Annotated in this window: 24 protein-coding genes; 13 read left to right on the top strand and 11 right to left on the bottom strand. The window is 44.1% G+C overall.

Annotated elements, in window-relative coordinates; translation table 11 throughout:
• Positions 1-260: 260 nt before the first annotated feature.
• From ispE to JMY01_RS11815, 3 genes are all read right to left on the bottom strand, one after another.
• Positions 261-1,217 (bottom strand): 4-(cytidine 5'-diphospho)-2-C-methyl-D-erythritol kinase, encoded by a 957-nt coding sequence (gene ispE / locus JMY01_RS11825; protein ID WP_201576016.1) that lies wholly within the window; start codon positions 1,215-1,217, stop codon positions 261-263.
• A gap of 12 nt (positions 1,218-1,229) precedes the next feature.
• The gene (lolB, locus tag JMY01_RS11820) at positions 1,230-1,865 is read right to left on the bottom strand and encodes a lipoprotein insertase outer membrane protein LolB (RefSeq protein WP_201576014.1); all 636 of its coding nucleotides are present in this window, start codon (positions 1,863-1,865) and stop codon (positions 1,230-1,232) included.
• 179 nt (positions 1,866-2,044) lie between these two features.
• Positions 2,045-4,066, bottom strand: coding sequence for a lipopolysaccharide assembly protein LapB (locus tag JMY01_RS11815; RefSeq protein ID WP_201576011.1), 2,022 nt, complete (start codon positions 4,064-4,066; stop codon positions 2,045-2,047).
• A gap of 431 nt (positions 4,067-4,497) precedes the next feature.
• Here JMY01_RS11815 and hemA point away from each other — a divergent pair, with 431 nt between their 5' ends.
• From hemA to tnpB, 5 genes are all read left to right on the top strand, one after another.
• Positions 4,498-5,814: a glutamyl-tRNA reductase gene (gene hemA, locus JMY01_RS11810; RefSeq protein WP_201576008.1), complete on the top strand. Its 1,317-nt coding sequence runs from the start codon at positions 4,498-4,500 to the stop codon at positions 5,812-5,814.
• Positions 5,815-6,087: 273 nt separating this feature from the next.
• Positions 6,088-7,224, top strand: a complete 1,137-nt coding sequence (locus tag JMY01_RS11805; protein ID WP_201576006.1) for an aminotransferase class V-fold PLP-dependent enzyme — start codon at positions 6,088-6,090, stop codon at positions 7,222-7,224.
• A 209-nt stretch (positions 7,225-7,433) separates the two neighbouring features.
• Positions 7,434-7,871, top strand: coding sequence for a YeeE/YedE family protein (locus JMY01_RS11800; RefSeq protein ID WP_201576004.1), 438 nt, complete (start codon positions 7,434-7,436; stop codon positions 7,869-7,871).
• 80 nt (positions 7,872-7,951) lie between these two features.
• Positions 7,952-8,371: a DUF6691 family protein gene (locus JMY01_RS11795; RefSeq protein WP_201576002.1), complete on the top strand. Its 420-nt coding sequence runs from the start codon at positions 7,952-7,954 to the stop codon at positions 8,369-8,371.
• Positions 8,372-8,705: 334 nt separating this feature from the next.
• Positions 8,706-9,854 carry an IS200/IS605 family element RNA-guided endonuclease TnpB gene (tnpB, locus tag JMY01_RS11790; protein ID WP_201576000.1) on the top strand — a complete coding sequence of 383 codons (1,149 nt, stop codon included), beginning with the start codon at positions 8,706-8,708 and terminating at the stop codon, positions 9,852-9,854.
• 109 nt (positions 9,855-9,963) lie between these two features.
• Here tnpB and JMY01_RS11785 read toward each other — a convergent pair whose 3' ends face one another.
• Positions 9,964-11,628 carry an AMP-binding protein gene (locus tag JMY01_RS11785; protein WP_201575998.1) on the bottom strand — a complete coding sequence of 555 codons (1,665 nt, stop codon included), beginning with the start codon at positions 11,626-11,628 and terminating at the stop codon, positions 9,964-9,966.
• 298 nt (positions 11,629-11,926) lie between these two features.
• Here JMY01_RS11785 and JMY01_RS11780 point away from each other — a divergent pair, with 298 nt between their 5' ends.
• Positions 11,927-14,083 (top strand): NADPH-dependent 2,4-dienoyl-CoA reductase, encoded by a 2,157-nt coding sequence (locus JMY01_RS11780; protein ID WP_227677900.1) that lies wholly within the window; start codon positions 11,927-11,929, stop codon positions 14,081-14,083.
• A 274-nt stretch (positions 14,084-14,357) separates the two neighbouring features.
• Here JMY01_RS11780 and JMY01_RS11775 read toward each other — a convergent pair whose 3' ends face one another.
• A complete protein-coding gene (locus tag JMY01_RS11775) occupies positions 14,358-14,906 on the bottom strand; it encodes a hypothetical protein (RefSeq protein WP_201575995.1) in 549 nt (182 codons plus the stop codon).
• Between the two features lie 163 nt (positions 14,907-15,069).
• Between JMY01_RS11775 and JMY01_RS11770 the strand changes: the two genes are divergently transcribed.
• Positions 15,070-15,345: an amphi-Trp domain-containing protein gene (locus tag JMY01_RS11770; protein WP_201575992.1), complete on the top strand. Its 276-nt coding sequence runs from the start codon at positions 15,070-15,072 to the stop codon at positions 15,343-15,345.
• 78 nt (positions 15,346-15,423) lie between these two features.
• Here the strand turns inward: JMY01_RS11770 and JMY01_RS11765 are convergent, their stop codons facing one another.
• Entirely contained in the window at positions 15,424-16,428 is a 1,005-nt protein-coding gene (locus JMY01_RS11765; RefSeq protein ID WP_201575989.1) for a lipoate--protein ligase, read from the bottom strand.
• A 215-nt stretch (positions 16,429-16,643) separates the two neighbouring features.
• Here JMY01_RS11765 and JMY01_RS11760 point away from each other — a divergent pair, with 215 nt between their 5' ends.
• Genes JMY01_RS11760 through JMY01_RS11745 form a run of 4 tightly spaced genes read left to right on the top strand, consistent with a single transcriptional unit; the run spans position 16,644 to position 19,253 of the window.
• Positions 16,644-17,600, top strand: coding sequence for an AIPR family protein (locus tag JMY01_RS11760; RefSeq protein WP_201575986.1), 957 nt, complete (start codon positions 16,644-16,646; stop codon positions 17,598-17,600).
• A gap of 60 nt (positions 17,601-17,660) precedes the next feature.
• Positions 17,661-18,011 carry an IS630 transposase-related protein gene (locus JMY01_RS11755; RefSeq protein WP_201574560.1) on the top strand — a complete coding sequence of 117 codons (351 nt, stop codon included), beginning with the start codon at positions 17,661-17,663 and terminating at the stop codon, positions 18,009-18,011.
• The gene (locus JMY01_RS11750; protein WP_201574559.1) at positions 17,938-18,510 is read left to right on the top strand and encodes an IS630 family transposase; all 573 of its coding nucleotides are present in this window, start codon (positions 17,938-17,940) and stop codon (positions 18,508-18,510) included. Before JMY01_RS11755 ends, JMY01_RS11750 begins: the two co-directional genes overlap by 74 nt.
• Entirely contained in the window at positions 18,507-19,253 is a 747-nt protein-coding gene (locus tag JMY01_RS11745; protein WP_201577603.1) for an AIPR family protein, read from the top strand. Before JMY01_RS11750 ends, JMY01_RS11745 begins: the two co-directional genes overlap by 4 nt.
• A gap of 148 nt (positions 19,254-19,401) precedes the next feature.
• On the opposite strand, the gene JMY01_RS11740 is transcribed toward JMY01_RS11745, so the two are convergent.
• The 3 genes from JMY01_RS11740 to JMY01_RS11730 all read right to left on the bottom strand — a co-directional run bounded on the left by JMY01_RS11740 (position 19,402) and on the right by JMY01_RS11730 (position 21,181).
• On the bottom strand, positions 19,402-20,616 hold the full coding sequence (locus JMY01_RS11740) for an IS256 family transposase (protein ID WP_201575983.1): 1,215 nt from the start codon (positions 20,614-20,616) through the stop codon (positions 19,402-19,404).
• Positions 20,617-20,683: 67 nt separating this feature from the next.
• A complete protein-coding gene (locus JMY01_RS11735) occupies positions 20,684-20,866 on the bottom strand; it encodes a GMC family oxidoreductase (protein WP_265089893.1) in 183 nt (60 codons plus the stop codon).
• A 3-nt stretch (positions 20,867-20,869) separates the two neighbouring features.
• A complete protein-coding gene (locus JMY01_RS11730; protein WP_201575981.1) occupies positions 20,870-21,181 on the bottom strand; it encodes a Trp family transcriptional regulator in 312 nt (103 codons plus the stop codon).
• Between the two features lie 274 nt (positions 21,182-21,455).
• Between JMY01_RS11730 and trpB the strand changes: the two genes are divergently transcribed.
• Complete coding sequence (gene trpB / locus JMY01_RS11725; protein WP_374220377.1) at positions 21,456-22,649, top strand: tryptophan synthase subunit beta; 1,194 nt, start codon at positions 21,456-21,458, stop codon at positions 22,647-22,649.
• Between the two features lie 327 nt (positions 22,650-22,976).
• Complete coding sequence (locus JMY01_RS11720) at positions 22,977-23,885, top strand: DMT family transporter (RefSeq protein WP_201575976.1); 909 nt, start codon at positions 22,977-22,979, stop codon at positions 23,883-23,885.
• Between the two features lie 36 nt (positions 23,886-23,921).
• On the opposite strand, the gene JMY01_RS11715 is transcribed toward JMY01_RS11720, so the two are convergent.
• Positions 23,922-24,488 carry a TIGR00730 family Rossman fold protein gene (locus JMY01_RS11715; RefSeq protein ID WP_201577601.1) on the bottom strand — a complete coding sequence of 189 codons (567 nt, stop codon included), beginning with the start codon at positions 24,486-24,488 and terminating at the stop codon, positions 23,922-23,924.
• Between the two features lie 32 nt (positions 24,489-24,520).
• Complete coding sequence (locus JMY01_RS11710; protein WP_201575974.1) at positions 24,521-25,669, bottom strand: hypothetical protein; 1,149 nt, start codon at positions 25,667-25,669, stop codon at positions 24,521-24,523.
• Positions 25,670-25,796 lie beyond the last annotated feature (127 nt).

Raw genomic sequence — 25,796 nt, 5'->3', positions numbered from 1 at the left:
AGTGTCGCATATTAAAATAATCAGTTGAACTTCGTCAAGGTGTGAAAATAGCCATCTAAAAATATTCATTATTACCTCATATTAATTATTTTCTGCTAACCAATTATTTAATTAGCAGTAGTACTTAATACGAAGCTTAACTTCATGAGTCGAGCCTGTCTAACCTTATAGGGGTGTTGAGCTAAAGCTACTGTTGCTATTAGTGTTAACAACTATATAAGAGATGTAAAGTCGAAGTGGATTCCACTTTACTGTTTACATCATAAATTACTTACTAAATAAGTAGGACAAGGCGCATTCGCAATCCACTCTGCCAATAGCGTCTTGTCAGTAGCAGCGCTCGCATCCAACGGCAAAAACACCGCGCTACCAGAGCCAGTCATCCGTGCTGTGCCCAATGCTATTTTTTCTAAACTATGCAAATACTGCAATGCCTCATCAACAGCAGGGGCGAGGCTTGTCACCACTGGAGTAAAGACATTGTGATAGGGTGCAAGTAGATTTTGTGTGTAACTCCCTGACTGACTTTCGATAGCTTCAGTTGCGAGTGATGCTATATCTCGGCGTAACTTAGGATGCGCAAACAGTTCAGCCGTATTGACATGCGCATCAGGCGTCAAGACTAAATAGTGCTGATCTGGCAAGTCAATGACTGTCAGTTCTTCACCAATGCCCATTGCAATAGCATCTTGCCCAAAGATAAATATTGGCACATCTGCGCCAATAGTGGTGGCTATTTTGATAAGTTCATCTTGGCTTAGATGAAATTGCCATAGCTCATTTAAAGTAAGCAAGGTCGTGGCTGCATTAGAAGAGCCGCCACCTAAGCCTGCGCCCATCGGTAACTGCTTGTCTAACGTAATACACATTTGCGGTAGCTGCTGAGGTAGCTTGTTTGATTGCATGGTAAACGCTAATAATGCGCGTGTGGCCTTAAAGATTAGATTGTCTTCTACGCTAGTAGTTATCGCTTCTGCGCCAGCCAAGGTCAGTAGCTGACCACACAGCTCGTTCATGTCTAAAGAAATATCAGGAGTTATCACTTCATCCGTGACTGAAAAATGCAGATAATCGCCCCAGTCAAGCAATCGAAATACCGTCTGCAAGTTATGGTAGCCATCTGCGCGTTTGCTTGTGATATGCAAAAACAGATTTATCTTGGCAGGAGATAAACGCGTCAGAACGGTAAGTTGGGGCGATGAGTTATCAGTCGTCATGAGTTATATCTATTAGCTACTTTGATGGTTGATAGTCATGATGACTTTGTGGCCTGCAGGCTGCACCGCGCTGATCTTAACGGGTAATTTATCTGCGCCTTTATAGGTGAAGCTTGCCGTCCATTCGCCGTTGACTGAGCTGATCAATCTGCCTTGCTCGTCTAGCTGTGGCGCACTGTCTGAAGGGGCTGAGCGTCCAGATATCCAGTAGGGCATTTGCGAGATAGGCGCTTGCCAACCTGTGGCTTTTTGTAGCAAGGTTTCAGGGTTGTCCGCGGTTAAGGTGCCTGTTTTTTCGCTGACTAGGGTTGCCGTTTGACCATCATATTCGATATTGGTCTTACCAATGCCCAGAGCACCAATCAACTCGATAGCGAAGCGCTCTTGTTGTTGCCCCCAAGCATAAAATGCACTGCCACCTTGCGCTCCTGTATTGGTAGCGCTATTCGCAGGCGTGGTCACGCCGATTTTGCCAGTAATAGTGAAGTTGTCGAGCTTTTGAGCTTGTACCATGGAGGAGGGGCTAGAAGTAGCACCGGCACCTTGTAAAGACTGACAGCCAGAGGTGATTAGCAGGGCTGCAGTAAGCGCTGTAAATACAGCAAGCTTTTTAGGTTTATGGTTGGTTTTTATTAAAAAATCTGACATGGTGTTTCCTCAAAGTGTATGAGCTTAAGATATGGCCAAAGTAGCTTACGCTCAATTTGTTACTCAGTTATCGCCTATTGTTAGAAACTTATAAATGGCGTGAGTAATGATTGTATGTCACGCAGACAAGTGCTATTAATGCTAAGTCATACCATAAGCTATGAAGTCAGGTGAGGTCTTCAATAAAGCTGCACACGATCATTGACGTTTTGTTGTCCAAAGGAGAAGCGTTGCTGTAGGTCGGCTAACAGTGCCTCGACTTTGTCATCATCTCCTAGGCCTTGATAGGCACGCAATAACAGCACACCAGAACGTAGTGTAGGCAGCACATCATAAGGTGTCTGTAGATACTCTATAACTTGGGTATAATTGTCATTGGCTAAGGCATTGCTCGCCAGCACATTCAAGGCTTGTAGATGTAACTCATTGTCATAGCGAGGATCATCATAGCGGATTTGAATGACAGCTTGCGCAATTTCTAAGCCTCTTTCAGAATCACGATCATTAGATAACAACAGCTGCGCGTAGCTGAGCTGATATGATAAGTTGCTAGGGTCTAGCGCTTGTAAATGGTTGAGTAAGGTGCGTTTGACGATATAGTCTGTGACGTCATCAAGCAGTTGCGTGCGGGCAAATAAGATCATCTCATTATCAGGATACTGACGACTGGCACGAGTCAATAAATCTAGTGCCAGATCGGCTTCATTATTTTGCCATAAGATATCCGCTTGTAAAACGTAAGCATCAGGCGCAAAAACCTCAAACTGTCTACGGAGCTTTTCTAACGTCGCGATGGCCGCATCGATGTTCCCCATCAACAGCTCAAGGTCGACTACTTTTTTGCGTGCCGCCAATACCAAGTCTTCTTGTATGACTTCATTTAAGTACGACTTGGCCTGATCAAAGCGTTGCTGGCGCTCAGCACTGATGCCAAGATAATAATAGGCTTGATCCAGATAGGCTGGGTTTTTTGCCAGCATATTCAGCAGTTGGTCTGCGCTACGATATTCTTCAATATCCAAACTGACCAAAGCTGCCAATAAGGTGATCTCTGTATCATCGCTAAAGCGGTTATGCGTATCGATCAGTAGCTCCCATGCCGCTTGGCTTTCCTTTAAATCTAGTAAGTAGCGAATCTCATATAAATATAAGCTCTTGCTGTTTGGATTACGCAAACGTGCCTGACTGACATAGTTTATGACAGTCTCTGCTGGTTCTATCTTGCGTAAGATATCCGCTTTTAGGGTCACAAAAGGCACATAATCTGGCTGACGCATCAAAGCACGGTCGATATGTACCAGAGCGATTTCTGGCTCGTTAAACTGATTGAGCAGACCCGCCTTTAACACCGATAAAGAGGCGTTTTGCTCACTGTTGATTGGCTCTAATGCAGCTAGCAGCTCACGCTGATCACGATCGGTCGTCGGGTAAATTCCAATCAGAATTTCACTCAAGTCAGTACGTGGATCATAGCGCAAAATACGGTTTAGAGTCTCGCCTGCTAAGGCATAGTCATGAGCTTTCAGTGCCAAATGCGCCACATAAAACCAAGCAGGGACGTGGTCTGGGTTTTGCTCTTGCCACGACTTGGCAAACTGCAGCGAGGATCCAACGGCTTCATGACGCAGTGACAAACTCAGCGCGCGCTCAAATACCGCGGTGGCATCTTCTTTAAAAGACTGCTGTTTATAAAGCGCTAGCGCACGGTTGATGTCACCACGACTTGCCGCAAACTCCGCATCTAGCAAGGCGTATAGGCTGGGTTCGTTTAGCTCTGGTTGCATGACAATAGCTGAAGGTAGGTTTTCAAGATTATTAGCATCGTTAAAACCACTACGCTGGTTTGATAGCGTAGTGGATTGATACATTTTATCAAAACCAACTGCCCCATCTGTATCAGCATCAGCTGAAGATACAGAGTTCAGCGCTGACGTTTTTGTATCATCAGCAGCTTTATGCAGTCTAATATAACTGGCACTGCTATCCTGAATAGCGCCTGCAGTACTGTCTATATTTAGCTCAGCAGAGCTTGCTTGAGCAGAAGTCCCTAAACACACACAAGCGGCCAACAATAATGTTAACTTACGATAGTGGCGCAGACGACTCATAATGACGTTTAATAAAGCCTGAATACGAGATTGGCTTTCATACTCAAGTGTTGGCGCGGGCGTTGATGGCAACAATGACCCAAAACAAATCATAGATAGCGGTATTTACCTATTAAAAGAGTTCTTTATTATAAAAGTGGATGAGGGCAGTTAACAATAGTACTCGTGTTACCTGATAGCGAATACTACCTAAAACCGATGCACGGTTCTATAGTAGAGGTCACTGACTGGTATTATTTATATTATAAGTACAAATTATATTATAGGTACAAACTAAAAGCAGGTAGAGCGGTTGATTTATGCTCTGAGTGCCCAGATACAAGCGGATACTGGCTAAGTATTAAATAAAGCCCGTAAAAATGCTATAATAAACGGTTTTATATATAGCAATTGCTGTATAACCTATTCAAATTAATAACGTTATATTAGATATGCACCGGTTTACGTTCGATAATAGTATGCTTATGTGTAGCATTGCTATTGTCTAGCATATTTCTGAGCGTTATATTTATGGTCTATTGATAATGAGATTAGTGGTCATTGGGGTCAATCACAAAACCGCACCAGTCGCTTTGCGTGAGCGTCTGGCGTTTGTGGGCGATGATGTGGCCGCCGCACTTGGTGAGCTCAAAGCTTTAACTGACGGCAGCGTGATTGTGTCGACCTGTAATCGCACAGAGATTTACGCCTTGGTACCTGAGCCTAGTAGTGCAACGACAACGTCGGCTACCGCGGTGATGTCCGCACATGTCAATCATATCAAAACTTGGCTTGCTAATTTTAAGCAGCTACCAATCGCTGAGATTGAGCCTTTTTTATACGTGCATCGTGACACACATGCGCTGACCCATTGGCTCAGAGTCGCTGCAGGGCTTGACTCCATGATATTGGGTGAGCCGCAAATTTTAGGACAAATCAAACAGTCGGTACAAGTGGCGCAGGCTGAACAGTCGTTAAGTGGTCAGCTAAACTGGGTGGTAGATCAGATATTTGCAGCTTCCAAACGGGTACGTAACGAGACTAAGGTCGGCGCCCACGCCGTATCGCTTGGCTTCGCAGCGGCCAAACTGGCCACGCAAATTTTTGATGACATGCCCAAGCGCACTTTGCTGATTGTCGCTGCAGGCGAGATGAACCGCTTGGTGGCCACGCACATTGCAGGTCTGGGAGTAGGCCGCATTATTATTTGTAATCGCAGCCCTGAACGTGCTGAGGCCTTAGCAGATGAGTTACGTCTGCCCAATCGCACTGTGGAGGTCAGATCACTACAAGATCTACCGCAAGTACTTGCAGAAGCCGATATCGTCAGTAGCTGTAGTGGTAGTATGGACATCTTGATTGATAAAAACATGACGGTGCAAGCACTAAAACGCCGCCGCTATCAGCCAATGCTGCTGATAGATTTGGCAGTACCACGTGATATTGACTCGACCATCAGCCGTATGGATGCCGTCTATTTGTACTCGGTTGATGATTTGCAGCACGTTATCGCAGGTAATCTTGAGCAGCGTCGTCAAGCTGCCGTCGATGCTGAACTGCTGGTCAGTCAGCTGGTCGTCGAGATGGAGCGCAGCTTTCAAGTACGCCAAGTGGGCCGTGATATTCAACAATATCGTATACGCACCCATGACCAAGTGGATAAGTTGCTGCATGAGTCTATTGCCAAGCTTGGGCAACAAGATGCCAGCGCTGAAGACATCATCACTGAGCTGTCACGGCGTTTGACTCAGACTTTGACTCACGCTCCATCCAAGCTCATGCGTAAGGCTGCGCGTGAAGGTGACAGCGAGCTGCTGGATTTTGTGGTATCAGGGTTACATGACGCCTATCGTCGGCGCTAAAAACCGCCATTAAATGAAGCGGTTTGTTAGGGTTGTTGTGACGGTTTTCAGCCATTGTCAGGCAGCATTTTCAGTGCTAGTATCAAACCATCAGGGTCATCGCTATCAGCATTACCAAACGGACATTTATTTAACGGATATTTATACCATTTCCAAAAGTTAGAGTAGCGCGGAAAACTTGCGCAAGTACTACACCTAGTAGGCTTAGCAAGTTTGACAACGTTAATCGCACTTTTTGGGTTTGGTATTACTTAATATTACCAAGGAGCTTCCATGCCAGCATTACGTCAAGATATTGATCCAGAAGGCTTATTAGAGTACTCAGTGGTTTATACAGACCGCGCACTTAACCATATGTCGAAAGTCTTTCAGCAAGTCATGAAGGATCTATCGAGCAATTTACAAGCAGTCTACAACGCTGATGCGGTGGCTATTGTGCCAGGTTCTGGTACTTATGGAATGGAAGCGGTTGCGCGTCAATTAGCAAATGATGAAGATTGCTTAATCATTCGTAATGGTTGGTTTAGCTATCGTTGGACGCAAATCCTAGAAAAAGGCAAAATTGCCAAGTCGTCTACCGTACTGACAGCCAACCGTGCTGAAGATACGGATGCGCCAAAACCGTTTGCACCGGTCGATATCGATGAAGCCGTTGCCAAGATTAAAGAAGAAAAACCAGCAGTTGTCTTTGCTCCGCATGTTGAAACCTCATCAGGGATCATCTTGTCAGAAGACTACATTAAAGCCTTAGCAGATGCTGTGCATAGCGTTGGTGGTTTGTTGGTTATCGACTGCATCGCTTCAGGTTGCGTTTGGCTGGATATGAAAGCACTTGGCATTGACGTGATCATCAGTGCGCCACAAAAAGGCTGGAGCAGCACACCGGCTGCTGGCTTGGTGATGTTAAGCGCTGCGGCAGTCAAAAAAGTAGAAAGCACTGAGTCTGATAGCTTTAGCTTGGATCTTAAGCAGTGGTTAAACATCATGCGCGCCTTTGAAAACGGCGGCCACGCTTATCACGCGACCATGCCGACAGATAGCTTACGCCAGTTCCGTGATACCATTATGGAAGCTAAAGAAATCGGCTTTGATAAGCTTTGCGCTGCTCAGTGGGAGCTAGGCACACGTATTCGCCAAGTGCTTGCAGACAAAGGTATTGAAAGCGTCGCGGCTGAAGGGTTTGAAGCGCCAGGTGTGGTGGTTGCTTATACTGACCGTGATGACATGCATAAAGGCAGTGCATTTGCTGAAGCTGGCATGCAGATTGCTTCTGGTGTACCGCTTAAAGTCGGTGAGCCAGAAAGCTTTAAGACTTTCCGCTTAGGTCTGTTTGGTTTAGATAAGCTTACTGACGTAGATGGCGCAGTACAGCGTTTTGAGTCGGTTCTTGATAAAGTGTTGGCTAAATAGTCATACATCATTGTAATAACCATAGCGATAAATCTTGTTAATAAAGTAAATAAAAATACTGAGCTTCTGAGCTCAGTATTTTTTGGCTATTTATTATGTTTTATTATATAATATATTTCTATGAATCGAATATACGTGCAACAATACAACGCATTTAAAATCAAACAACGACATATCAATAAATTAAAAAGCAGGCTAGGTGAGACCTTATGAGTATACAAATAGACTGGCAAGCATTTACTCCGATCTCTTTAGTAGGTGGAATGATGCTAGGCGTGGCGACGATAATTTTGCTACTGGGCATTGGGCGTATTGCGGGTATTAGTGGGATTTTTTCCAGCCTGCTAAAACCCAAACGCGTAGAGATGTGGCAGGTATTGTTTATACTTGGCCTCATCATCTCGCCATTGTTATATAAGCTGGCACGGCCGTTACCTGATGTAGAGGTCAGTACCTCCTTGCCTCTGCTCATCGCTGCAGGTTTGCTGGTGGGTTTTGGTACGCGCTTAGGTTCAGGCTGTACCAGTGGTCATGGTATTTGCGGTAATGCGCGCCTATCTCCCAGATCATTGGCGGCGACCGTGACCTTTATGTTTTTTGGCATTCTCACCGTCTATATCGGACGGCATCTACTCGGACTGCTCTAAATGTTGAGCAGAATAGATAGAGTGCGGCGAAGACAGAATTTAATACTATTAATAAAAGATGATGATAGCGAGAGACGACAATGCTAAAAAATATAATTGGGTTACTAGCAGGGTTATTATTTGGATTTGGACTGCTGATATCGGGCATGACTGACCCTGTTAAGGTACAAGGCTTCTTGGACGTGTTTGGTGCGTGGGATATCTCCTTGGCACTGGTGATGGGTGGCGGCTTGGCAGTCGCTATCGTTGGCGTGCAGTTGGCTAAGCGTCAGCAGACCAGTTGGATTGGTACATCAATCGATATGCCAAGCAAAACAGTCATTACGAAGCCGCTTATTATTGGGGCGATGCTGTTTGGTATCGGCTGGGGTCTCGTTGGTATTTGCCCTGGACCAGGTATAGTACTACTCGGTACTGGACAGTGGCAAGCTTATGTCTTTATACCAGCGATGATCCTTGGTATGCTGATATATCAATGGCTTGAGCCCAAGCTTGGCTAATGGCTTTGATTAATGAAAGAGCAAACAAAAAGGTCAGCCTAAAATTATTAGGCTGACCTTTTTTATGACTGTAAATTAAACTATAGTCAGTACTAAATAAAATCGATACGTTAATAGCTACGTGCTACTGGTATAAGTTTTCCTCGCTTGCTGTGCGCTTCGCACTCCAGAGGCTTCGCAAAATTTATTCCAGCAGCACTGTATCGGTTTTAACATTTCAGTGCAGAATTCCCCTACTTCTAAAGTAGTGGGATGAATGCGTTATTGGTAACTACCCTTACTCCCTATGGTATTATAATTAATAATTATAACGTCAATTAACAACAAGCTCCTTATGACCAAGCAAATCCTAAAAGCCCATAAAGTCAGGCTGTACCCTAATGAAGAACAGCAAATATTCTTTGCCAAATCATTCGGCTGCACACGCTTTATTTGGAATAGGATGCTTAGTGACAAGATTGAGCATTACAACGAACATAAGACTGACCTTAAAAACACTCCTGCTCAATACAAAAAAGAATTTGAATGGCTAAGAGAAGTCGATAGCCTGGCACTGGCTAACGTCCAGCAAAACCTAAGAGCCGCTTATAGTAAATTCTTCAAAGGCTCGGGTTTCCCTAAGTTCAAGAAAAAAGGTCAGCGTGACAGCTACACCACCAACAACCAAAAAGGTACGGTATCCATCACCAGTAATAGCGTTAAGCTGCCCAAAATTGGTTATATCAACGCTAAGTTCCCAAATAAAATAAATGGATTAATCAAGTCAGCGACCATCAGCAAAACCCCCTCAGGCAAGTACTATGTCAGTCTATTGGTTGAAACCATCGCTACAACACTGCCAAAAACACACTCTAACATTGGTATTGATTTAGGACTGACAGACTTTATCGTCCTATCAGATGGCAGCAAAGTCGCTAATCCTAAGTTCTTATCAAAGCTGCAAAATAAGCTTGCGCGAGAACAAAAGATACTGGCCAAGCGTAGAGCAGTAGCCAAGGCCGATCAACGCAAGCTGTCTGACAGCCGCAACTATCAAAAGCAAAAAGTTAAAGTCGCTAAAGTTTATGAGCGTATCACGAATTCCCGAAAAGACTTTCTGCATAAACTCTCATTCAATCTCATCAAAAACCACGATGTGATTGCTGTTGAGGACTTAAACGTCAAAGGCATGGTTAAGAACAAAAAGTTAGCTAAAGCCATATCAGACAGCTCATGGTCAACCTTCACCACCATGCTGGCTTACAAAGCCGATTGGTACGGTAAAACGCTAATCAAGGTTGATAGATGGTATCCCTCATCTAAGACCTGCTCAGGCTGTGGTCACTTGCTAACTAAGGCTGAGCTGCCATTACAGGTGAGATCATGGAATTGCCCCAGCTGCTTGCAATCCAACGATAGAGACATCAACGCCAGTATCAATATCCTCAATGAGGGTTTGAGACTGGCATCACTCAAAACCGTCGGTACGACGGGGTTAGCTTAGTCCATTTGCCTAACCGCTGATACAAAACATTGTATCAAGTAGGGGTATTACCTAAGAAATCCCCACCTCTATAGGTGGTGGGTAGTTCATAGTAATTTGACTATATGCGCTAGGTGGCACTTGGAATGACCTTGGGTGTTTCATGCGCTAGCGACTTAGCCGCTTGCCGTAACTCAAATTTTTGCACCTTACCTGTACTACTCTTCGGTATTTCAGTAAAGATGATATATTTAGGCACTTTAAAGCCAGCCAAATGCTGTCTACAATGTTCAGTCACAGCATCGCGCTGTAGGGTGCTGTCTTCATGAATCTCGATAAAGGCAACTGGTACTTCACCCCATTTCTCATGTGGTGCTGCAACGACCGCACAGCTTGCGACAGCTGGCATGCTGTAGAGCACGTTTTCAATCTCAATACTAGAGATGTTCTCGCCACCTGAAATGATGATGTCTTTGAGTCTATCCATGATTTTGATATAGCCATCAGGGTATTTAACCCCTAAGTCACCGGTACGGAACCAGCCATCAGCAAAGGCAGCTTCAGTAGATTTGCGGCTTTTGAGATACCCTTTCATGATCATATTGCCGCGCAGTGCCAGCTCGCCCATCTCCTCGCCATTGGCCTCGACAGGCTCTGTAGTGCCTTGTTTAAAGACATCAAAACCCGTCATCAGGTGTGAGCGTACGCCTTGACGAGATTTCTTTTGTGCGCGTCCATTCACGTCAAGCTCGTCCCATTCTTCTTGCTCAGCACAAACTGAGACTGGTCCATAAACTTCGGTAAGTCCATAAACGTGCGAGATATGAAAACCCATGGCCTCCATCTGTGCCAGCATGGTTTCTGATGGCGGCGCACCAGCGACCCAGCCTTTTACCTGATGCTCAATCGCTTCTTTGTATTCAGCTTTGCCGCCAGCAATCATATTATGCACGATAGGCGCCGCGCAGTAATGGCTCACTTTATGCTTGGCAATCAGTTGCAAAATCAGGTTGCCATCAATCTTACGCAGGCAGATATTGACTCCTGCGCGTTCAGCAATCGTCCATGGAAAACACCAGCCGTTACAATGAAACATCGGTAGTGTCCATAGATACTGCGGATGCTTGGGCATGTCCCAATCTAGGATATTTGACACCGCATTCAATGCAGCGCCGCGATGATGATACACCACGCCTTTAGGCGCACCAGTAGTGCCAGAGGTGTAGTTGAGAGAGATAGCATCCCACTCATCGAGCGGCTTTTCCCAATTGTCTAGATTGTCTGAGCTGGCGATTAGCTCTTCGTAGGTCATTTTGCCAAAGCGTTCAACATCAATGGCATCATCTGTCGCATGAATCACGATTAAGTTAGGAAAAGTCTCATCGATAATCTCGGCAAGATCCGCAAACTCACTGTCCATGATGAGAACTTTTGCCTCAGAGTGCTGTACGCAAAAGGTGAGGGCGTTGATATCGAGACGGGTATTCAAGGTACAAAGGACGCCGCCTGACATGGGTACGCCAAAAGCGGCCTCAACCATAGGCGGAGTATTTGGCAACATAACCGCCACGGTATCGTTTTTATCAATGCCCAGTTTGCGCAGGCCATCAGAGAGCTTGCGGCAACGCTCATAAGTCTGCTGCCACGTTTGCGTTAGCTCATTGTGTTCAAGATCATCATAGATGATGGCGGTTTTATCAGGATAAACTTGTGCGCTACGAATGACAAAGTCAATAGGCGTAAGTGGTTGGTAGTTAGCAGCGTTTTTGCCGAGACCTGTGTGAAAGTCAGTCATAGAGATAGTCCTTTATCGTGTTTTTTCCATTTGGTGAAGCAGCTACAAACTGATGAAACGTTTGACTCACTGTAAACAATAGCCCATTCATTATAGACAAAAATACTTAAAAAGTAAGCATACTTTGTGACGTTTGCTTAATTGGGCGCTGTGAGCAAGAGAAATTATCACGATAGTGTTCACTCATCAGTCGTTTGTCCGCGTAGCTGATGATAATCGCGGTGTGTTAGGATAGATTCAATATTAATTTTCGAGCTATTTATAGAGCGATAACCCATTAATTCATAAGGATAATGATATGAGCACCAGCACCACTGCTACTCGTAATGCCAGCACTGATAAAGCAATTGATGTTGCTAATACCAATGAGCACTACCCACACTTATTTGAGCCGCTGGACTTGGGTTTTACGACCCTAAAAAACCGTGTGGTGATGGGCTCTATGCATACAGGCCTTGAGGATCGTTTTTATAATTACGGTAAGCTTGCTGCCTATTTCGCTGAGCGTGCCAAGGGCGGCGCAGCGATGATGATCACGGGCGGTATCTCGCCCAATCGTGAAGGTTGGCTCTTGCCTGCTGGCGGCACCATGAATACCAAACTTGATGTCATCAATCATCAGCGTGTCACTCGTGCTGTGCACAAACATGACAGCAAAATCATCATGCAAATCTTGCACAGTGGTCGCTACGGTTATCATCCCTTTATCGTGTCAGCAAGCCCTATTAAATCGCCGATTACGCCCTTTAAACCACGTAAGATGAGCATCAAAAACATCGAGCAGACGGTTGAGGATTTTGCTCGTTCAGCACGCCTAGCTAAGCAAGCGGGTTATGACGGTGTTGAAGTGATGGGTTCTGAAGGTTATTTGCTCAACCAGTTCTTATCTCGTCATGTCAATAAGCGCGATGATAAATACGGCGGTGATATTCATAATCGTATGAAGTTTGCCGTCGATGTGGTTAAAGCTGTCCGCGCGGCAGCTGGTGAAGACTTTATCATCATATTCCGCTTATCGGTCATTGACTTGGTCAAAGACGGTAATACGATGGAAGAAGTCATCACTGTCGCCAAAGCGCTAGAAGAAGCAGGCGTGACCATTATGAATACTGGTATCGGCTGGCATGAAGCGCGCGTACCGACCATCGTAACCAGTGTCCCGCGCGCTGCCTTTGTCGATTACACTGCCGAGGTCAAAAAGCACATCAGCATTCCGATGATGGCCGCCAACCGTATCAATATGCCAGATACTGCAGAAAGCATTGTCGCTAGCGGTCAGGCTGATTTGATTCAAATGGCGCGTCCGTTCCTCGCTGATGCCAACTGGGTCAATAAAGCCAAAAGTGGTCAGGCCGATCGTATTAATACTTGTATCGCGTGTAACCAAGCTTGCCTCGACCATACTTTTGAGAATAAACGTTCAACCTGTTTGGTCAATCCGCAAGCCTGCTATGAGACCGAGCTGGTCTATAAAAAAACCAAAAAGCCGCAAAAAGTCGCGGTCATCGGTGGCGGTGTCGCTGGCATGTCAGCGGCGCATGTCGCAGCGCTACGTGGTCATGAAGTCACCTTGTTTGAAGCAAAAGATATCTTGGGTGGACAGTTTAACTACGCCAAGGTCATCCCAGGTAAAGAAGAGTTCTTTGAGACCATTCGCTACTATGTCAATGAGCTTGAGCACTTAGGCGTTGAGATTAAGCTTAATACCAAAGTCGACAAAGCCATGCTCGAAAAAGCCAAGTTCCATCATGTCATCGTCGCTACTGGTGTGGTACCGAGAAGCCTAGAAGGTAAGCTGGAAGGTGCTGACCTGCCACAAGTGATGAGCTATGCAGAGTTGCTATCAGGTGAGAAATCCGTTGGTAATACGGTCGCGGTCATCGGTGCTGGTGGTATTGGCTTTGATGTCAGCGAATACCTGACGGCCAATCATGGTCAGCCATTAGATGAGCTTGGGCCTGAGACCCTAAAAGATCCAAGCTATCGTCCTACGCCGCAGTCGGTTGATGAGTGGCGTGAAGAGTGGGGCGTCAACGCTGAGCCTAACTATCAAACCGAGGGCGGCCTGATCAAACCTGAAGGCATCACACCAGTTCGCCAAGTGTATCTCATGCAGCGTACCAAAGGCCGCTTGGGTCGCGGTCTCAACAAGACTACAGGTTGGGTACACCGCGCACATGTCAAATCACACGGCGTCATCCAAGTATCAGGCGCCCAGTACGAAAAAATCACCAATGAGGGTATTTGGATAACCAACAATCAAGGCCAAAGCCAACTACTACGTGTCGATAGCGTGGTGGTCTGTGCTGGTCAAGAGTCAGTGGTAGAGCTGATGCCCAATGTCGGTGATGCGCCAGACGCGCAATATCATCTCATTGGCGGTGCAAAACTGGCGGCAGAGCTCGATGCTAAACGCGCCATTCGTGATGGGGCAGAGGTTGCCGTGCAGATTTAGGATTCGATTCAAAATCCTAAGTTAAAATTAGCAGACGGCAGGGGAGCAATCTCCTGCCGTCTGCTTGTATCTGCCTTGCTGATGGCATGTGGACTAATTTGTGCAAGGATACCTTTAAGAATTTCCCTTTAAGGGAATTCTCCTTGCAAGCCTAAAATTGTGTGCAATTTTTTTACGGCTTTCACGTCAGGGCTAGCGGTGAGATCTTGTTTCTTGCGGATAATGGTCGTCGTTTGGGTTCTTTATTTAGAACCAATCAACACTACCGCCAATCTTATATTTCAGCCAATACTTGACTCAGTGGTTGCTTAAGCTGCTGATATTTTTCAGGCATTTGCTTAAAAGGCTCAAGGGTAAAGCTAAAGGTTTTATCACCATCAAAAACCCAATAATTTCCCAGCATTTTGCCGTCTTCGGTTTGCAGATTGTCACGCGGGACATGATTGACAGAGAATTGATTTTTCTTAGCATCATACCAAACACCCATTGCCCGCAACTCTTGCTCGTCGCTATAGCTCAGCGTTAGCTGTGGCTGAATCTGACTATCCAGTGACGCCAAACTAAGCGTCTTGGTAGTAAAACCGTCTAACGCCTGCGCCCAAGTAGCATCACTTTTAGTCATCGCAGACACGCCAGCCCATAGCTCTCTAGCAATGGTTAAATCAGCCTCTGAGCGAATAATCGCAAACAAATCCTCTTGGACGATTTCTATTTGTTGGCTTTGAGGATGTATCGTCACCGTCGTTTTATCAGCGGCTATTATATTATTCTCTATCCCAAAAAAAGAGGTCAGCGCAAAGAAAAAAATAATGATTTGTTCCATAGGTTAAGTTACCGAAGTTCAGGGTAATTGTTGATGAGCTTAGGGGCGGTATAGCATTTGCTGATTTATTAACATACGCTTAATTGATAATTTAATTCTGTAGGCTATCATAATAGTAGTACATGCCAGTGTCTTTAAATGTGTGTGATAAAGGAGCGCTATCATGGCCAAAGAAGTTAGATTGTTTAAAAGTAAAGAGCGAAAAACCAGAGAAGAGGTGGTTACCTTTTTGCATGAATTGGCGGACAAAATCGCAACTGGAGCGGTGGTACTCAGCCAAGGCACCGAGGATTTGAAATTAGAGTTGCCAGAGAATCTTACTTTAGAAGTTCAGGTCGAAAATGAAGAGAAGAAGAGAAAAGGTACCGAGCATAGCCTTGAGATCGAGCTCAAATGGTATGACAATGATCAATCAGCAAAAGGGCTAACGCTTAAATAGTCTCTTAGCTTTAGTAGCTTATCATTTGAATGAGAAGGTGGGTTGACAGTAGCTCAACCCACATAAATATTTAAAGATTTAACCTTCCATCTCATCAAGCAACCACTCTGAAACATCATCAATATGCTCTGCCAAATCAGGATGCGCTTTGCCGAGCTCAGCAAGCTTGGCTTTTACTTCATTGCGATTATATTTAATGTCAGTCAACGTTTCTTTTAACAGATCAATTAACTCAACGTTTAGCGCATCAGAGAAAATTACCACCTCACTAATCACTGCGTGCTTTACATCAAGGTGCAAATCAATGATGCCCCAATCAAAACGGGTCTCGATATGATGGGTGAATTCAGGCGTCTTACCGAAGCGCCAGTCCCAATCTGCCATTTGCTGATAGTATTTATCTAGCGTAGGCTGCTTGGCGAGACTGGCTTCATCTAGCTCTTCTACTGGCGAGGTATCACCATAATATTCACAAAACGCCTCAATAATTGCATCTGATAACGTCTCGTGATTGATGTCTTCATTAAATTCAACCAAATTGGCTACGCGCGCACGTACCGATTTAATGCCTTTGGCTTTGAGCTTAAGCGGGTGCGGATTGAGATAATCGCCCAGCTTTTGCATATTGGCATTCACCAGTAACGTGCCGTGATGAAAGCTACGATCCGCCGCATGTTTAAAGGCGCTGCCTGATATTTTCTTATCACCGACTTGCATATCATTACGACCAGATAACTCCGCGTCTATGCCCAGTTTTTTTAGCGCATTGATGATAATGGTAAAGTTCGCTTCTTGGTCGTAGTCGTCTTTGGGCGATAAAAAGGTAAAGTTGGTATTGCCCAAATCATGAAATACTGCGCCGCCGCCACTCTGACGCCGCGCCAAAAATACATCGTCTTCTTCCATCTTATCTATTTTGCATTCTACCCACGGGTTTTGCGAACGTCCAATGACCACGGTCTCGCTATTGCGCCATAAGAATAGTGTATGCGAGTCGGGATTGAGCGTATTAAATATCCAATCCTCGGTCGCAAGGTTAAACCAAGGGTTGGTAACGCTTGATTTTAAGATGCGCAGTTTCATTATTTATCCTTTTTATTATGGAGATTGTTGGTAGAAGCTATTGTTGCTGATGCGGGGTTAGAATTCAATGGGAGTGTGGTAGGGGATAGTTTTAGAGTGTTGGAATAGGAGGGAGTGTACTTAATTTTGAGATTTTGACAAGCTAACTTATTTTGAGTCTTTCTGATATAATTTTGCTGTACCTAAATAAGGTGCTACAAGATTAAGGGAAATTGATGTCTAAAAATAATCAAATATTGCTTGAAGCTATAATTAAACAAGAGATGGAAAACTTAGGGGAAGATTCTCATGTAAGTGATTTTTTTGAATTCTATTCTGCGCTTCAAGTATTAAAGGAACATGAGCTAAGCTATGATGAAATAAATGCAGGTATTGCAGGTCAGAGTCATGATGGTGGTGCAGACGCACTTTATCTATTCATCAATGGCGAGTTAGTAAAAGAAGAGAATTTAACTGGTAAGTATAAGAAAAATGTAGATATTGAGTTTGTATTAATCCAATCGAAATATCAAAACTCTTTTTCTGAAGATCCTCTTTTAAAGCTTTCAAGATTGTGTAGAAGCCTTTTCGACCTAGACTTCAATTCGAATGACTATATAGGACAATACAATGAAAAGGTCATAGCTTCATTTGAATTGTTTAGAGATACTTATCTAGGCTTAATCACCAAAAAACCTAAATTGAAAATTAGTATTTATTATGTATCTAAAGGAGTTGAATTACACCCGAATGTTGAAAAGCAAGGTATTGATTTAGAAAATGATATCAAGGATAAACTACCGGGAGCCGAAGCGAATGTTAAGTTTTTTGGAGCGGAAAAACTTGTCAAAATGGCACAAGAAAGGCCAAACGATGTATTCCGCTTGAGGATATCAGAAACTCCACTATCAACCTCAGGTCAGGTGTTTATAGCTCTAATGAATTTAGCTGATTACTTTAACTTTATCACAGATGAAGATGGAAAGCTCATCAGGCATATATTTGAATCAAATGTCAGAGACTATCAAGGTAAAACGAATGTAAACAATGAAATACAAGATACTCTTGAAAACCCTGGAGATGAAGAGTTCTGGTGGTTAAATAATGGAGTTACTATTCTAGCCAGTGAAGTTGCTGCTCCTGGAGGTAAAGAACTAGTTGTCCATAATCCTGAGATCGTAAATGGGCTATAGTCAATCCCACCTAAAAGTGTTATAAACTAACTATCAAATTCAATTGTTATTATAAAGACCATGACTTACTCACTAGATTTTCGCAAACAAGTACTAAAAAGCTTAGACGAGGGTATGACCTTTGCCGAGGCAGCTAAATTCTATAACCTCAGCCCAACCACCATACAAAACTGGAAGAGACGTGTTCATAGCAAAACAACCAGGCAAACCAAACCCTATAAAATACCAGATGATGTGCTACTTAATGATGTTCAAGAACATCCCGATGATTACCAGTATGAGCGAGCTCGTCGTCTAAACTGTAGTAAAACAGGCATTTATCATGCCCTAAAGCGACTTGGCATCAGTCAAAAAAAAGACCTTAGAACACCCAAAAGCCTGTCCGATCAAAAGAGCGATATACCACAGTAAGCTTGATAACTTTAAACAACAAGGCTATCCCATCGTCTATATGGATGAAAGCGGCTTTGAGCACGAGACCATTCGCTCTCATGGTTATGCACCGATTGGTAAACCCTGTATCGATAGTTACAACTGGCAAGGTAAAAAGCGAACCAACGTTATCGGTGCTCTATATGAAAAGATGCTGTTTGCCCTAGATTACTTTAAGCACAACATTAACAGCAGCATATTCTACGACTGGTGCAAACACAAGCTAATCCCAAGTCTTAAAACCAAATGCGTGATTGTCATGGATAATGCCAGATTTCATAAGAATAAACGCATTCAAAAGCTACTGAACAGGCACGGTCATCGTATTCTTTGGCTACCGCCGTACAGCCCTGATCTGAACCCTATCGAGAAAAAATGGGCTCAGGTAAAGTTTCTACGCCAAGGCTGGTTGGAAAATGACTTATCCAAGTTGTTTTATGATGTTTGTCCTAACCATAACAATTTTATTTTGAACTGACTATACAAACATCTTCTGAAATACATCGTTTTTACAATTCGAGTCAAGATAAATTAGCAGATGAGAAGCGAGATGTGCTTGTTAGAATAATCGTTCCTGAAAGTGAGGAAACACGAGATCGAATCATTCGTGCTACAAATAGTCAAACGCCAATTCCTAAATCTTCGTTAAGAGCAACGGACCAGGTACACAGGCAAATAGAAGATTTTCTTAAATCTAGAGGGCTTTTTTATGACAGAAGAAAGAATTTCTATAAAAATGAAGGTAAAAAACCTAAAGAAATAATTAGTGTTCCTTTTATGTCTCAATGCTTGATTTCAGTGTTGATGCAAAAACCAAATTTTGCAAGAGCGAGACCATCAACTTTGCTAGAAGATGATGAGTCGTACTCTAAACTATTTCATAAAAATAATGACTTACAATCTTACTATTTAGTTGCCAAACTAGGGCGAAGCATTGAAGAAAAATTAAAGAAAGATAAAAGTTATACAACAACTGAAATTGCAGATATAAAGTTCTATATTTTATACACTGTAACCTGCTTAATGACCCAAAGTCTCTACCCAAGTAGTAATCAATTGTCCAAGTTAAAACCTGAGAATCTAACTGATGATATGTTTGATTATGCTTTAGCCACAACATATGATTTGTATCGTGAGCTTGGAGGTACTAACAAGGTTGCCAAAGGTGCCAAATTAATTGAAACCCTTAAAGAGAAAATTAGAGCGGATAAACAGTTATAATCAGTGGCAAAAAATTATATTACCTGATTGTTTAATGACAGCTTGCGAAGCTTAATCCACTAATATTGAAGATTTACATCTCAAATTGGTGGATTAGACTTGTATTCATCACTAAACGAGACCATCCCAGATTCTGTGTAACTGCCATTTAGATTAAATGCTTACTAATACGGTCATCAAACATAATCATAAAGCGATTCAAAGCAGACGTCCAGTTACGAATCGGCATCGACCACTTTTTGGATGCCTGCTGAGTTGCTAAGTACACCACTTTAAATGCTGCCTGATCAGATGGGAACACCTTACGCTTATTCACCGCCGTCCGAATCACACTGTTTAGCGACTCTATCGCATTGGTGGTATAAATCACTTTTCTGATGTCTTTAGGATAATTAAAGAACACCGTTAAGCCCTCCCAGTTATTGCGCCAAGACTTGACCACATGCGGATAACTTTCGCCCCACACCTCATCAAAGTGCTCAAGATTGGCCTCTGCCATCTCAAGGGTATCAGCGCCGTAGATGGCTTTTAAATCAGCCGCTACGGCCTTTTTATCCGTCCACGGTACGAACTTCATTGAGTAACGCACCATGTGTACGATACACAGCTGAACCTGTGCCTTTGGATAGACGGTGTTAATGGCATCAGGGAAGCCCTTTAAGCCGTCGACACAAGCGATTAAGATGTCTTGTACCCCGCGGTTTTGTAGTTCAGTGAGAACACCCAGCCAGAACTTAGCGCCTTCATTCTCTGAGAGCCACATACCAAGCAGCTCTTTCTTACCGCTAAGATTGACGCCTAGGGCTAAGTAAATGGCTTTGTTGATGATCTGCTTGTCTTGACGTATCTTCACGACGATGCAGTCTAGATAGACGATAGGATAAACACTGCTCAGCGGCCGGTTCTGCCAAGCAGTGATGTCCTCTAATATGTTATCGGTGACTCTTGAGACAAGAGAGCTTGAGATGTCGACATCGTAGAGCTCTTTAATGCTCTCTACGATCTCAGTGGTGGTTTGACCCTTGGCGTAAAGGAATATGATTTTATCATCGAGACCTGAGATACGGGTTTGATGCTTACTAACGAGTACAGGCTCAAAGCTGCTATCACGGTCTCTTGGGGTAGAGATTTCAAGATCGCCTGTATCACTGCGGACGGTCTTTTTAGTGTGTCCGTTGCGCTTGTTTGGTTTATCTGCTTTCTCATGCTTGGGGTAGCCGAGATGGTCTTCCATCTCAGCCTCTAAGGCAGTATCGATAAAGGATTGCATGAGCTGCTTTTGAAAGTCTTTGATGTCATCAAAGCTGTTCATGCTACCAGCCATCTGCTCGGCCAGTTTCTTGATGTCAGATTGAGTAGTCATTGCTTATTCTCCTGTTAGGGGATTATAAGCAGTTACACAGTTTTTAGGAAACTCCCCACTAAACACCCTACCCAAAATCTTCCCGCAAAATCCTCGCCATATTACGCTCAGCAAGTCCCGTAATAAATACATACGGATTGACGCCAGCACTGCCAGGGATTAACGCGCCGTCTTGCACGTAGATATTTTTGTGCCCTTTGACGCGGCCAACTTCGTCAGTCGCTTTGCCCAATACGCAGCCACCATGCAGACTTCACAGCTTAATCTCTTTACCAATATCAGTTAACCACTCATCAACCTGATGCTGCTCAAACACCTTAGCACCACGCGAAACGGTTGCGATACCGACACCAAGCTGGGCGCTAATCTCTCTTTGGGTCATGCCCTGTTGTAATAGCGCAAATATAGTTAAGCGGTTGGCCAGCTCTGTTTGCTCTTTTTCCGTCATGAGCGCATTAAATATCGCTGATAGGCGCGTTCTGTCATCCGTCTCTACCAGTAGCTTAAGTAGATAATCATAAGCATCGCTTGCCTGATTTTTTGCCTGATGGTCATCTTGTCGCATTTCAACATCCTCTTAAATGAATCAAACCAGCTAATAAAAGCTCACTATAAATACGTGCAAATCAACTCTAGTTATTGACCTTATACAGGACTTAACTTAAAATACGTTTCAGTGTACTAGAACATGGATACAACGGCCTTATTATAACGCCACAAAAATAATTTGCTTGGATAATTTCCAGATATTAAAGCTTCAAAACTAAAATTCCAAAGACTAAAATCCCAAAAACTAAGGTTAAACGATGACAACTGAAAATACGGCAAGTAGCTACGGGCTGCATCACTCAATCCTACCTAATAATGAAGGTTTGTACGGTGAGTTCGGCGGCAAGATTGACCACCCTGAGCTTGCCAAAGCCATGGATGAGATAGAGAAGGGCTTTCGTGAAATTATCAAAGATGAAGACTTCGTCACTGAGATGAAACGCTTGCGTGAGACTTATATCGGCAGACCAAGCCCGATATTTCATGCCAGACGCTTAACCGAGCATTGCGGTGGGGCGCAGATTTATTTTAAGCGTGAAGACTTAAACCATACCGGCGCGCACAAAATTAACCATTGTTTGGGTGAAGTGTTACTGGCGAAAAAGCTTGGCAAGACCAAAGTCATCGCTGAGACTGGCGCAGGGCAACACGGCGTAGCCTTGGCAACGGCGGCTGCCTTGATGGGCGTTGAGTGCGAGATACATATGGGCGTGGTCGATATCGAAAAAGAACACCCTAATGTCAGCCGTATGAAAATTTTGGGTGCCAAAATCGTACCAGTATCACGCGGGGCAGGGACGCTAAAAGAAGCGGTAGACAGTGCCTTTGAAACCTATATGAATGAGCTGGATAGCAGTATGTTTGCGATCGGTTCGGCATTAGGGCCGGCGCCTTATCCAGAAATCGTCAGCTACTTTCAGTCGGTCGTTGGCCGTGAGGCACGTGCACAGTTTTTGGAGACGACAGGCAAGTTGCCCAATAAAGTGGTGGCTTGTGTCGGTGGCGGCTCGAATGCGATTGGTATCTTTAGCGGTTTTTCGGGTGATGCAGGCGTTAAGAAAATAGGAGTGGAACCTGCGGGCGAGGGCTTAGATACCCCCAATCATGCAGCCACCATGACGCTGGGTATTAAGGGGGAGATTCATGGCTTTAAGTGCTATGTGTTACTCGATAAGGATGGCGAGCCAGCCCCTGTGCATTCGATAGCTTCTGGTCTTGACTATCCAGGCGTAGGCCCGCAGCACTCGCTGTTACGCGATATGCAGCTAGCGACTTATGAATCGGTGACGGACGCTGAGTGTTTAGAGGCCTTTATGGCGCTGTCACGGCTGGAGGGTATTATTCCAGCCTTAGAGTCCGCACATGCCATTGCCCATGCGATGAAAATTGCCAAGGATATGTCACCAGAGGAGACTATCTTGGTCAATTTATCAGGGCGCGGGGATAAGGATATTGATTTTGTATTGGATAAGGTAGATCTGTAGAGTAGCAATGAATGATAAGCCGATAAAAATAAGTGATTAATCAGAGCGGATGCACTCTCTGTTTAGTCTTTGGTTAGTTCCTATTTAGCCACTATCTATCAAGCCTATAAACCGTTATGATTGCCATGTTTTTATAGCATGGCATTTTTATTGACTGGCTCAAACAATCTATAGTTAATACACTTTAGAAATGACATAGCGCTACTGGAATGAATTTTGCGCAGCCTCTGGGAACGCAGCACGCAAGTAAAATTTATACCAGTAGCGCATCTCAATCTATAACAGTTTTATTTTCAATTGACTATATACGCTCAATAGGATTATTCAGTGACCAAACGCGATCTCATTACCTTTATTACGCTCTCTTGCATGTGGTCGCTGTCCTTTATCTTTTATCGGGTTGGCGTTCCTGAGTTTGGTTCGTTATCGTTTGCCAGCTTGCGCGTGGTGTTTGCTGGATTCACGATGCTTATCTTTGTTTTATTTAATACCAAAAACAGACGCGGTATTCGTGAGAATTTAAAAACACTGGCGCTTGTGGGTTTGTTTTCTGCTGCCATTCCCTTTGTGTTGTTTTCATTTTCGGCGCAGTCAGTGAACGCAGGGGTGCTAGCTGTGCTTAATGCTTCCGTGCCGATGATGAGTGGCTTTATCGCCAGCACGTTTTTTAATGATAAATTGGCAAAAAAGCAAATCCTCGGCTTAGTCATCGGCGTCATCGGGGTGGTGATTTTGATGAGCGAAAGCTTGTTTGGCGGGCAGAGTGCAGAGTTAGGTATCAGCTCAGGGTTATTGCCGATGGGCTACGCTTTATTTGCTTGCGTCGGCTATGCTGTTGGCGCCAATATCACCAGAAACTACTTGGATGACATCTCACCGATTGCGATCACCTCAGGCTCGTTGATCATTGCCAGCGTGGTCATGCTCCCCATTGCAGTGGTTGAGTTTCCGTATGGCAAAAGCATCAGCCTATTCGCTTGGGTGTCAGTGGTTTGCATCGGGGTGTTTTCGACGGCGATTGCGCTTATCTTTATGAATCAGCTGATTAAAAGTATTGGCCCAATGCGTGCCACGAGCATTACCTTGGTGATTCCAATCTTTGCGATTATTTTAGGGTATTGGCTGCTTGGTGAAGCGCTAGATCTGCTAGCGATTATCGGCTCAGTGGTGATATTGATTGGGACGTATCTGTCTCTGAACTTGTCATTGACGATGTTTAGAAAAAAGACGATTTAGTTGTGGGAGCTTTAGCCTGCTTATATTGACGTAAGCTCAAGTTGTCCACTTAGGTTTGGGCGGTGTATAAGCGGCCATTTGAGCAAACAGCTCTGTCACGTCGTCTGATATTATCAGCATATCCAGATATTCTTGTTTCATAAAGCCACCAGCGACCATGGTCTCAAAAAATGTGAACAGGCCATCAAAATAACCGTTCACATTTAAAAAACCACAGGGCTTGTGGTGCAATCCTAGCTGACCCCAAGTCCAGACTTCCGAGATCTCTTCTAGCGTGCCAGGACCCCCAGGTAGAGCGATGAAACCATCGGCAAGATCTGCCATGATGGCTTTACGCTTATGCATGCTTTTTACCAATATGAGCTCGTTGACGCCAGTATGCGCCAGCTCCTTATCTGCTAAATGATCGGGAATAACGCCGACGATATGTACGCCAGCAGCAATGGCTGTATCGGCCAGTGCCCCCATTAGCCCGACCTTACCGCCGCCATAGACGATATGCAGTTTTTTCTTTGCCATGACTTGAGCCAATTCAATGGTTTTTTCGAGATGCTTTGGATCTGCCCCTTGGCTTGATCCACAAAAAACGGCAATGCGCATTATTTTCCTTAAGAGTTTTTATCTGAACGCTTTATTTATTGGCTAGTTTCGTCTACACAAATGATACCATGCAAGCAGTTTCTAGCTCGTACGCTATCCCATGGCGAAGATATTGCTAACGCTTGACCCAATTGATAATGAGTCACTTGCCATGCGTTTATTTTTCGACCGTTTTCATCTTTGTCAGGCACAGGATATGATTGATGACGCTCGTCATCTGACTGCTGCATAAATACCAAAAGCTTTTGTACATCTTGAGCCAGTTGACTGTCAGTACGTTCAGTCAGTTGCATCATCAAGCGTTCATCTGCGGGAAGATAGAATTTGCGTAGATCATCATCAAACCATTGAGTGTTTTCTGAACCAAAAAAGAGTAGATAACGATAGGTATCAAACAAAGCCTTAGCATCATTGTAGAAGTTACTTTGTGGATAACGTTTCATAAAGTCTTCCCAGAAGACAGCACGTTCAACCAATTCTTCAAAAGAAAAGGCAATCGCCGCATCGAACCAAAATAACTCTTGGTTGTCTTGCGCCATACGCTGAATAAATTCACTTTGGTCATCTGGCAGATAAGGGGTAAATATATCAGCCATTGCCGATAGGTCGTGATGAAACTCAAAATCGTTTGCGCCCATGTATCTTATGCTAACGTCCGCATTACTTCTAATCAAACCAATAAGATATCGAGCACGAGGGCTGATCTTTCTTAATTGTGCTACAGCGATACTTTTGCCTTGTTCCACATTGCTCATAACGGTAAAAAAGTCTTCATCGTCTATAGAGCTATCAGACTGCAAAAACCGTGCATACATCGCTTGGTAGTCTACTAGCCACTGCAATATCTCAGCATTATCAGCCGTTGGTAAGCAAGCAGCCAGTTGGCGCTGCACCGCACGCAGGCTTTCGATTTTACTTGTATGGTCAACAGCGTTTATATTGTCATCAAGCTTGCTACAAATGAGCTGCTCTCTTAATCTATCCGCAGATGAATCGACTAAGGCAGTCGTAAGTTGCTTTGGAGTTTTGGCTTCTATCAAAGGTTGGGTGCTTGGAGGCGTTGCCGTTTGCGTAGAGGTTGAAGTGGCGTCCGATGGGTCAGTTTTATCCGCAGGAGGCTGGCAAGCAGTGATACCAAACAGTAGGCTTGCACCTATGATGAGTGCTATTTTGTTCTTTTGCACAAATTATATCCTTTGAATAATTGGGGAACTTATATAATGTAAGAAATTCTACTACCTTCTTCATAGCTTTAGAACACCGCTCATATAATCATTTTTAAAAATAAACGGTCTTAAACGAGTGTTGTTG

It is taken from the genome of Psychrobacter sp. H8-1, assembly GCF_904846575.1.
Taxonomy (GTDB): domain Bacteria; phylum Pseudomonadota; class Gammaproteobacteria; order Pseudomonadales; family Moraxellaceae; genus Psychrobacter; species Psychrobacter fulvigenes.
This window is presented reverse-complemented; position numbering and strand designations above follow the sequence as displayed.

Excerpts from the sequence above, each read along its gene's own strand:
- ispE (WP_201576016.1), bottom strand. The coding sequence starts at position 1,217 with ATGACGACTGATAACTCATCGCCCCAACTTACCGTTCTGACGCGTTTA.
- lolB (WP_201576014.1), bottom strand. The coding sequence starts at position 1,865 with ATGTCAGATTTTTTAATAAAAACCAACCATAAACCTAAAAAGCTTGCT.
- JMY01_RS11815 (WP_201576011.1), bottom strand. The coding sequence starts at position 4,066 with ATGATTTGTTTTGGGTCATTGTTGCCATCAACGCCCGCGCCAACACTT.
- hemA (WP_201576008.1), top strand. The coding sequence starts at position 4,498 with ATGAGATTAGTGGTCATTGGGGTCAATCACAAAACCGCACCAGTCGCT.
- JMY01_RS11805 (WP_201576006.1), top strand. The coding sequence starts at position 6,088 with ATGCCAGCATTACGTCAAGATATTGATCCAGAAGGCTTATTAGAGTAC.
- JMY01_RS11800 (WP_201576004.1), top strand. The coding sequence starts at position 7,434 with ATGAGTATACAAATAGACTGGCAAGCATTTACTCCGATCTCTTTAGTA.
- JMY01_RS11795 (WP_201576002.1), top strand. The coding sequence starts at position 7,952 with ATGCTAAAAAATATAATTGGGTTACTAGCAGGGTTATTATTTGGATTT.
- tnpB (WP_201576000.1), top strand. The coding sequence starts at position 8,706 with ATGACCAAGCAAATCCTAAAAGCCCATAAAGTCAGGCTGTACCCTAAT.
- JMY01_RS11785 (WP_201575998.1), bottom strand. The coding sequence starts at position 11,628 with ATGACTGACTTTCACACAGGTCTCGGCAAAAACGCTGCTAACTACCAA.
- JMY01_RS11780 (WP_227677900.1), top strand. The coding sequence starts at position 11,927 with ATGAGCACCAGCACCACTGCTACTCGTAATGCCAGCACTGATAAAGCA.
- JMY01_RS11775 (WP_201575995.1), bottom strand. The coding sequence starts at position 14,906 with ATGGAACAAATCATTATTTTTTTCTTTGCGCTGACCTCTTTTTTTGGG.
- JMY01_RS11770 (WP_201575992.1), top strand. The coding sequence starts at position 15,070 with ATGGCCAAAGAAGTTAGATTGTTTAAAAGTAAAGAGCGAAAAACCAGA.
- JMY01_RS11765 (WP_201575989.1), bottom strand. The coding sequence starts at position 16,428 with ATGAAACTGCGCATCTTAAAATCAAGCGTTACCAACCCTTGGTTTAAC.
- JMY01_RS11760 (WP_201575986.1), top strand. The coding sequence starts at position 16,644 with ATGTCTAAAAATAATCAAATATTGCTTGAAGCTATAATTAAACAAGAG.
- JMY01_RS11755 (WP_201574560.1), top strand. The coding sequence starts at position 17,661 with ATGACTTACTCACTAGATTTTCGCAAACAAGTACTAAAAAGCTTAGAC.
- JMY01_RS11740 (WP_201575983.1), bottom strand. The coding sequence starts at position 20,616 with ATGACTACTCAATCTGACATCAAGAAACTGGCCGAGCAGATGGCTGGT.
- JMY01_RS11730 (WP_201575981.1), bottom strand. The coding sequence starts at position 21,181 with ATGCGACAAGATGACCATCAGGCAAAAAATCAGGCAAGCGATGCTTAT.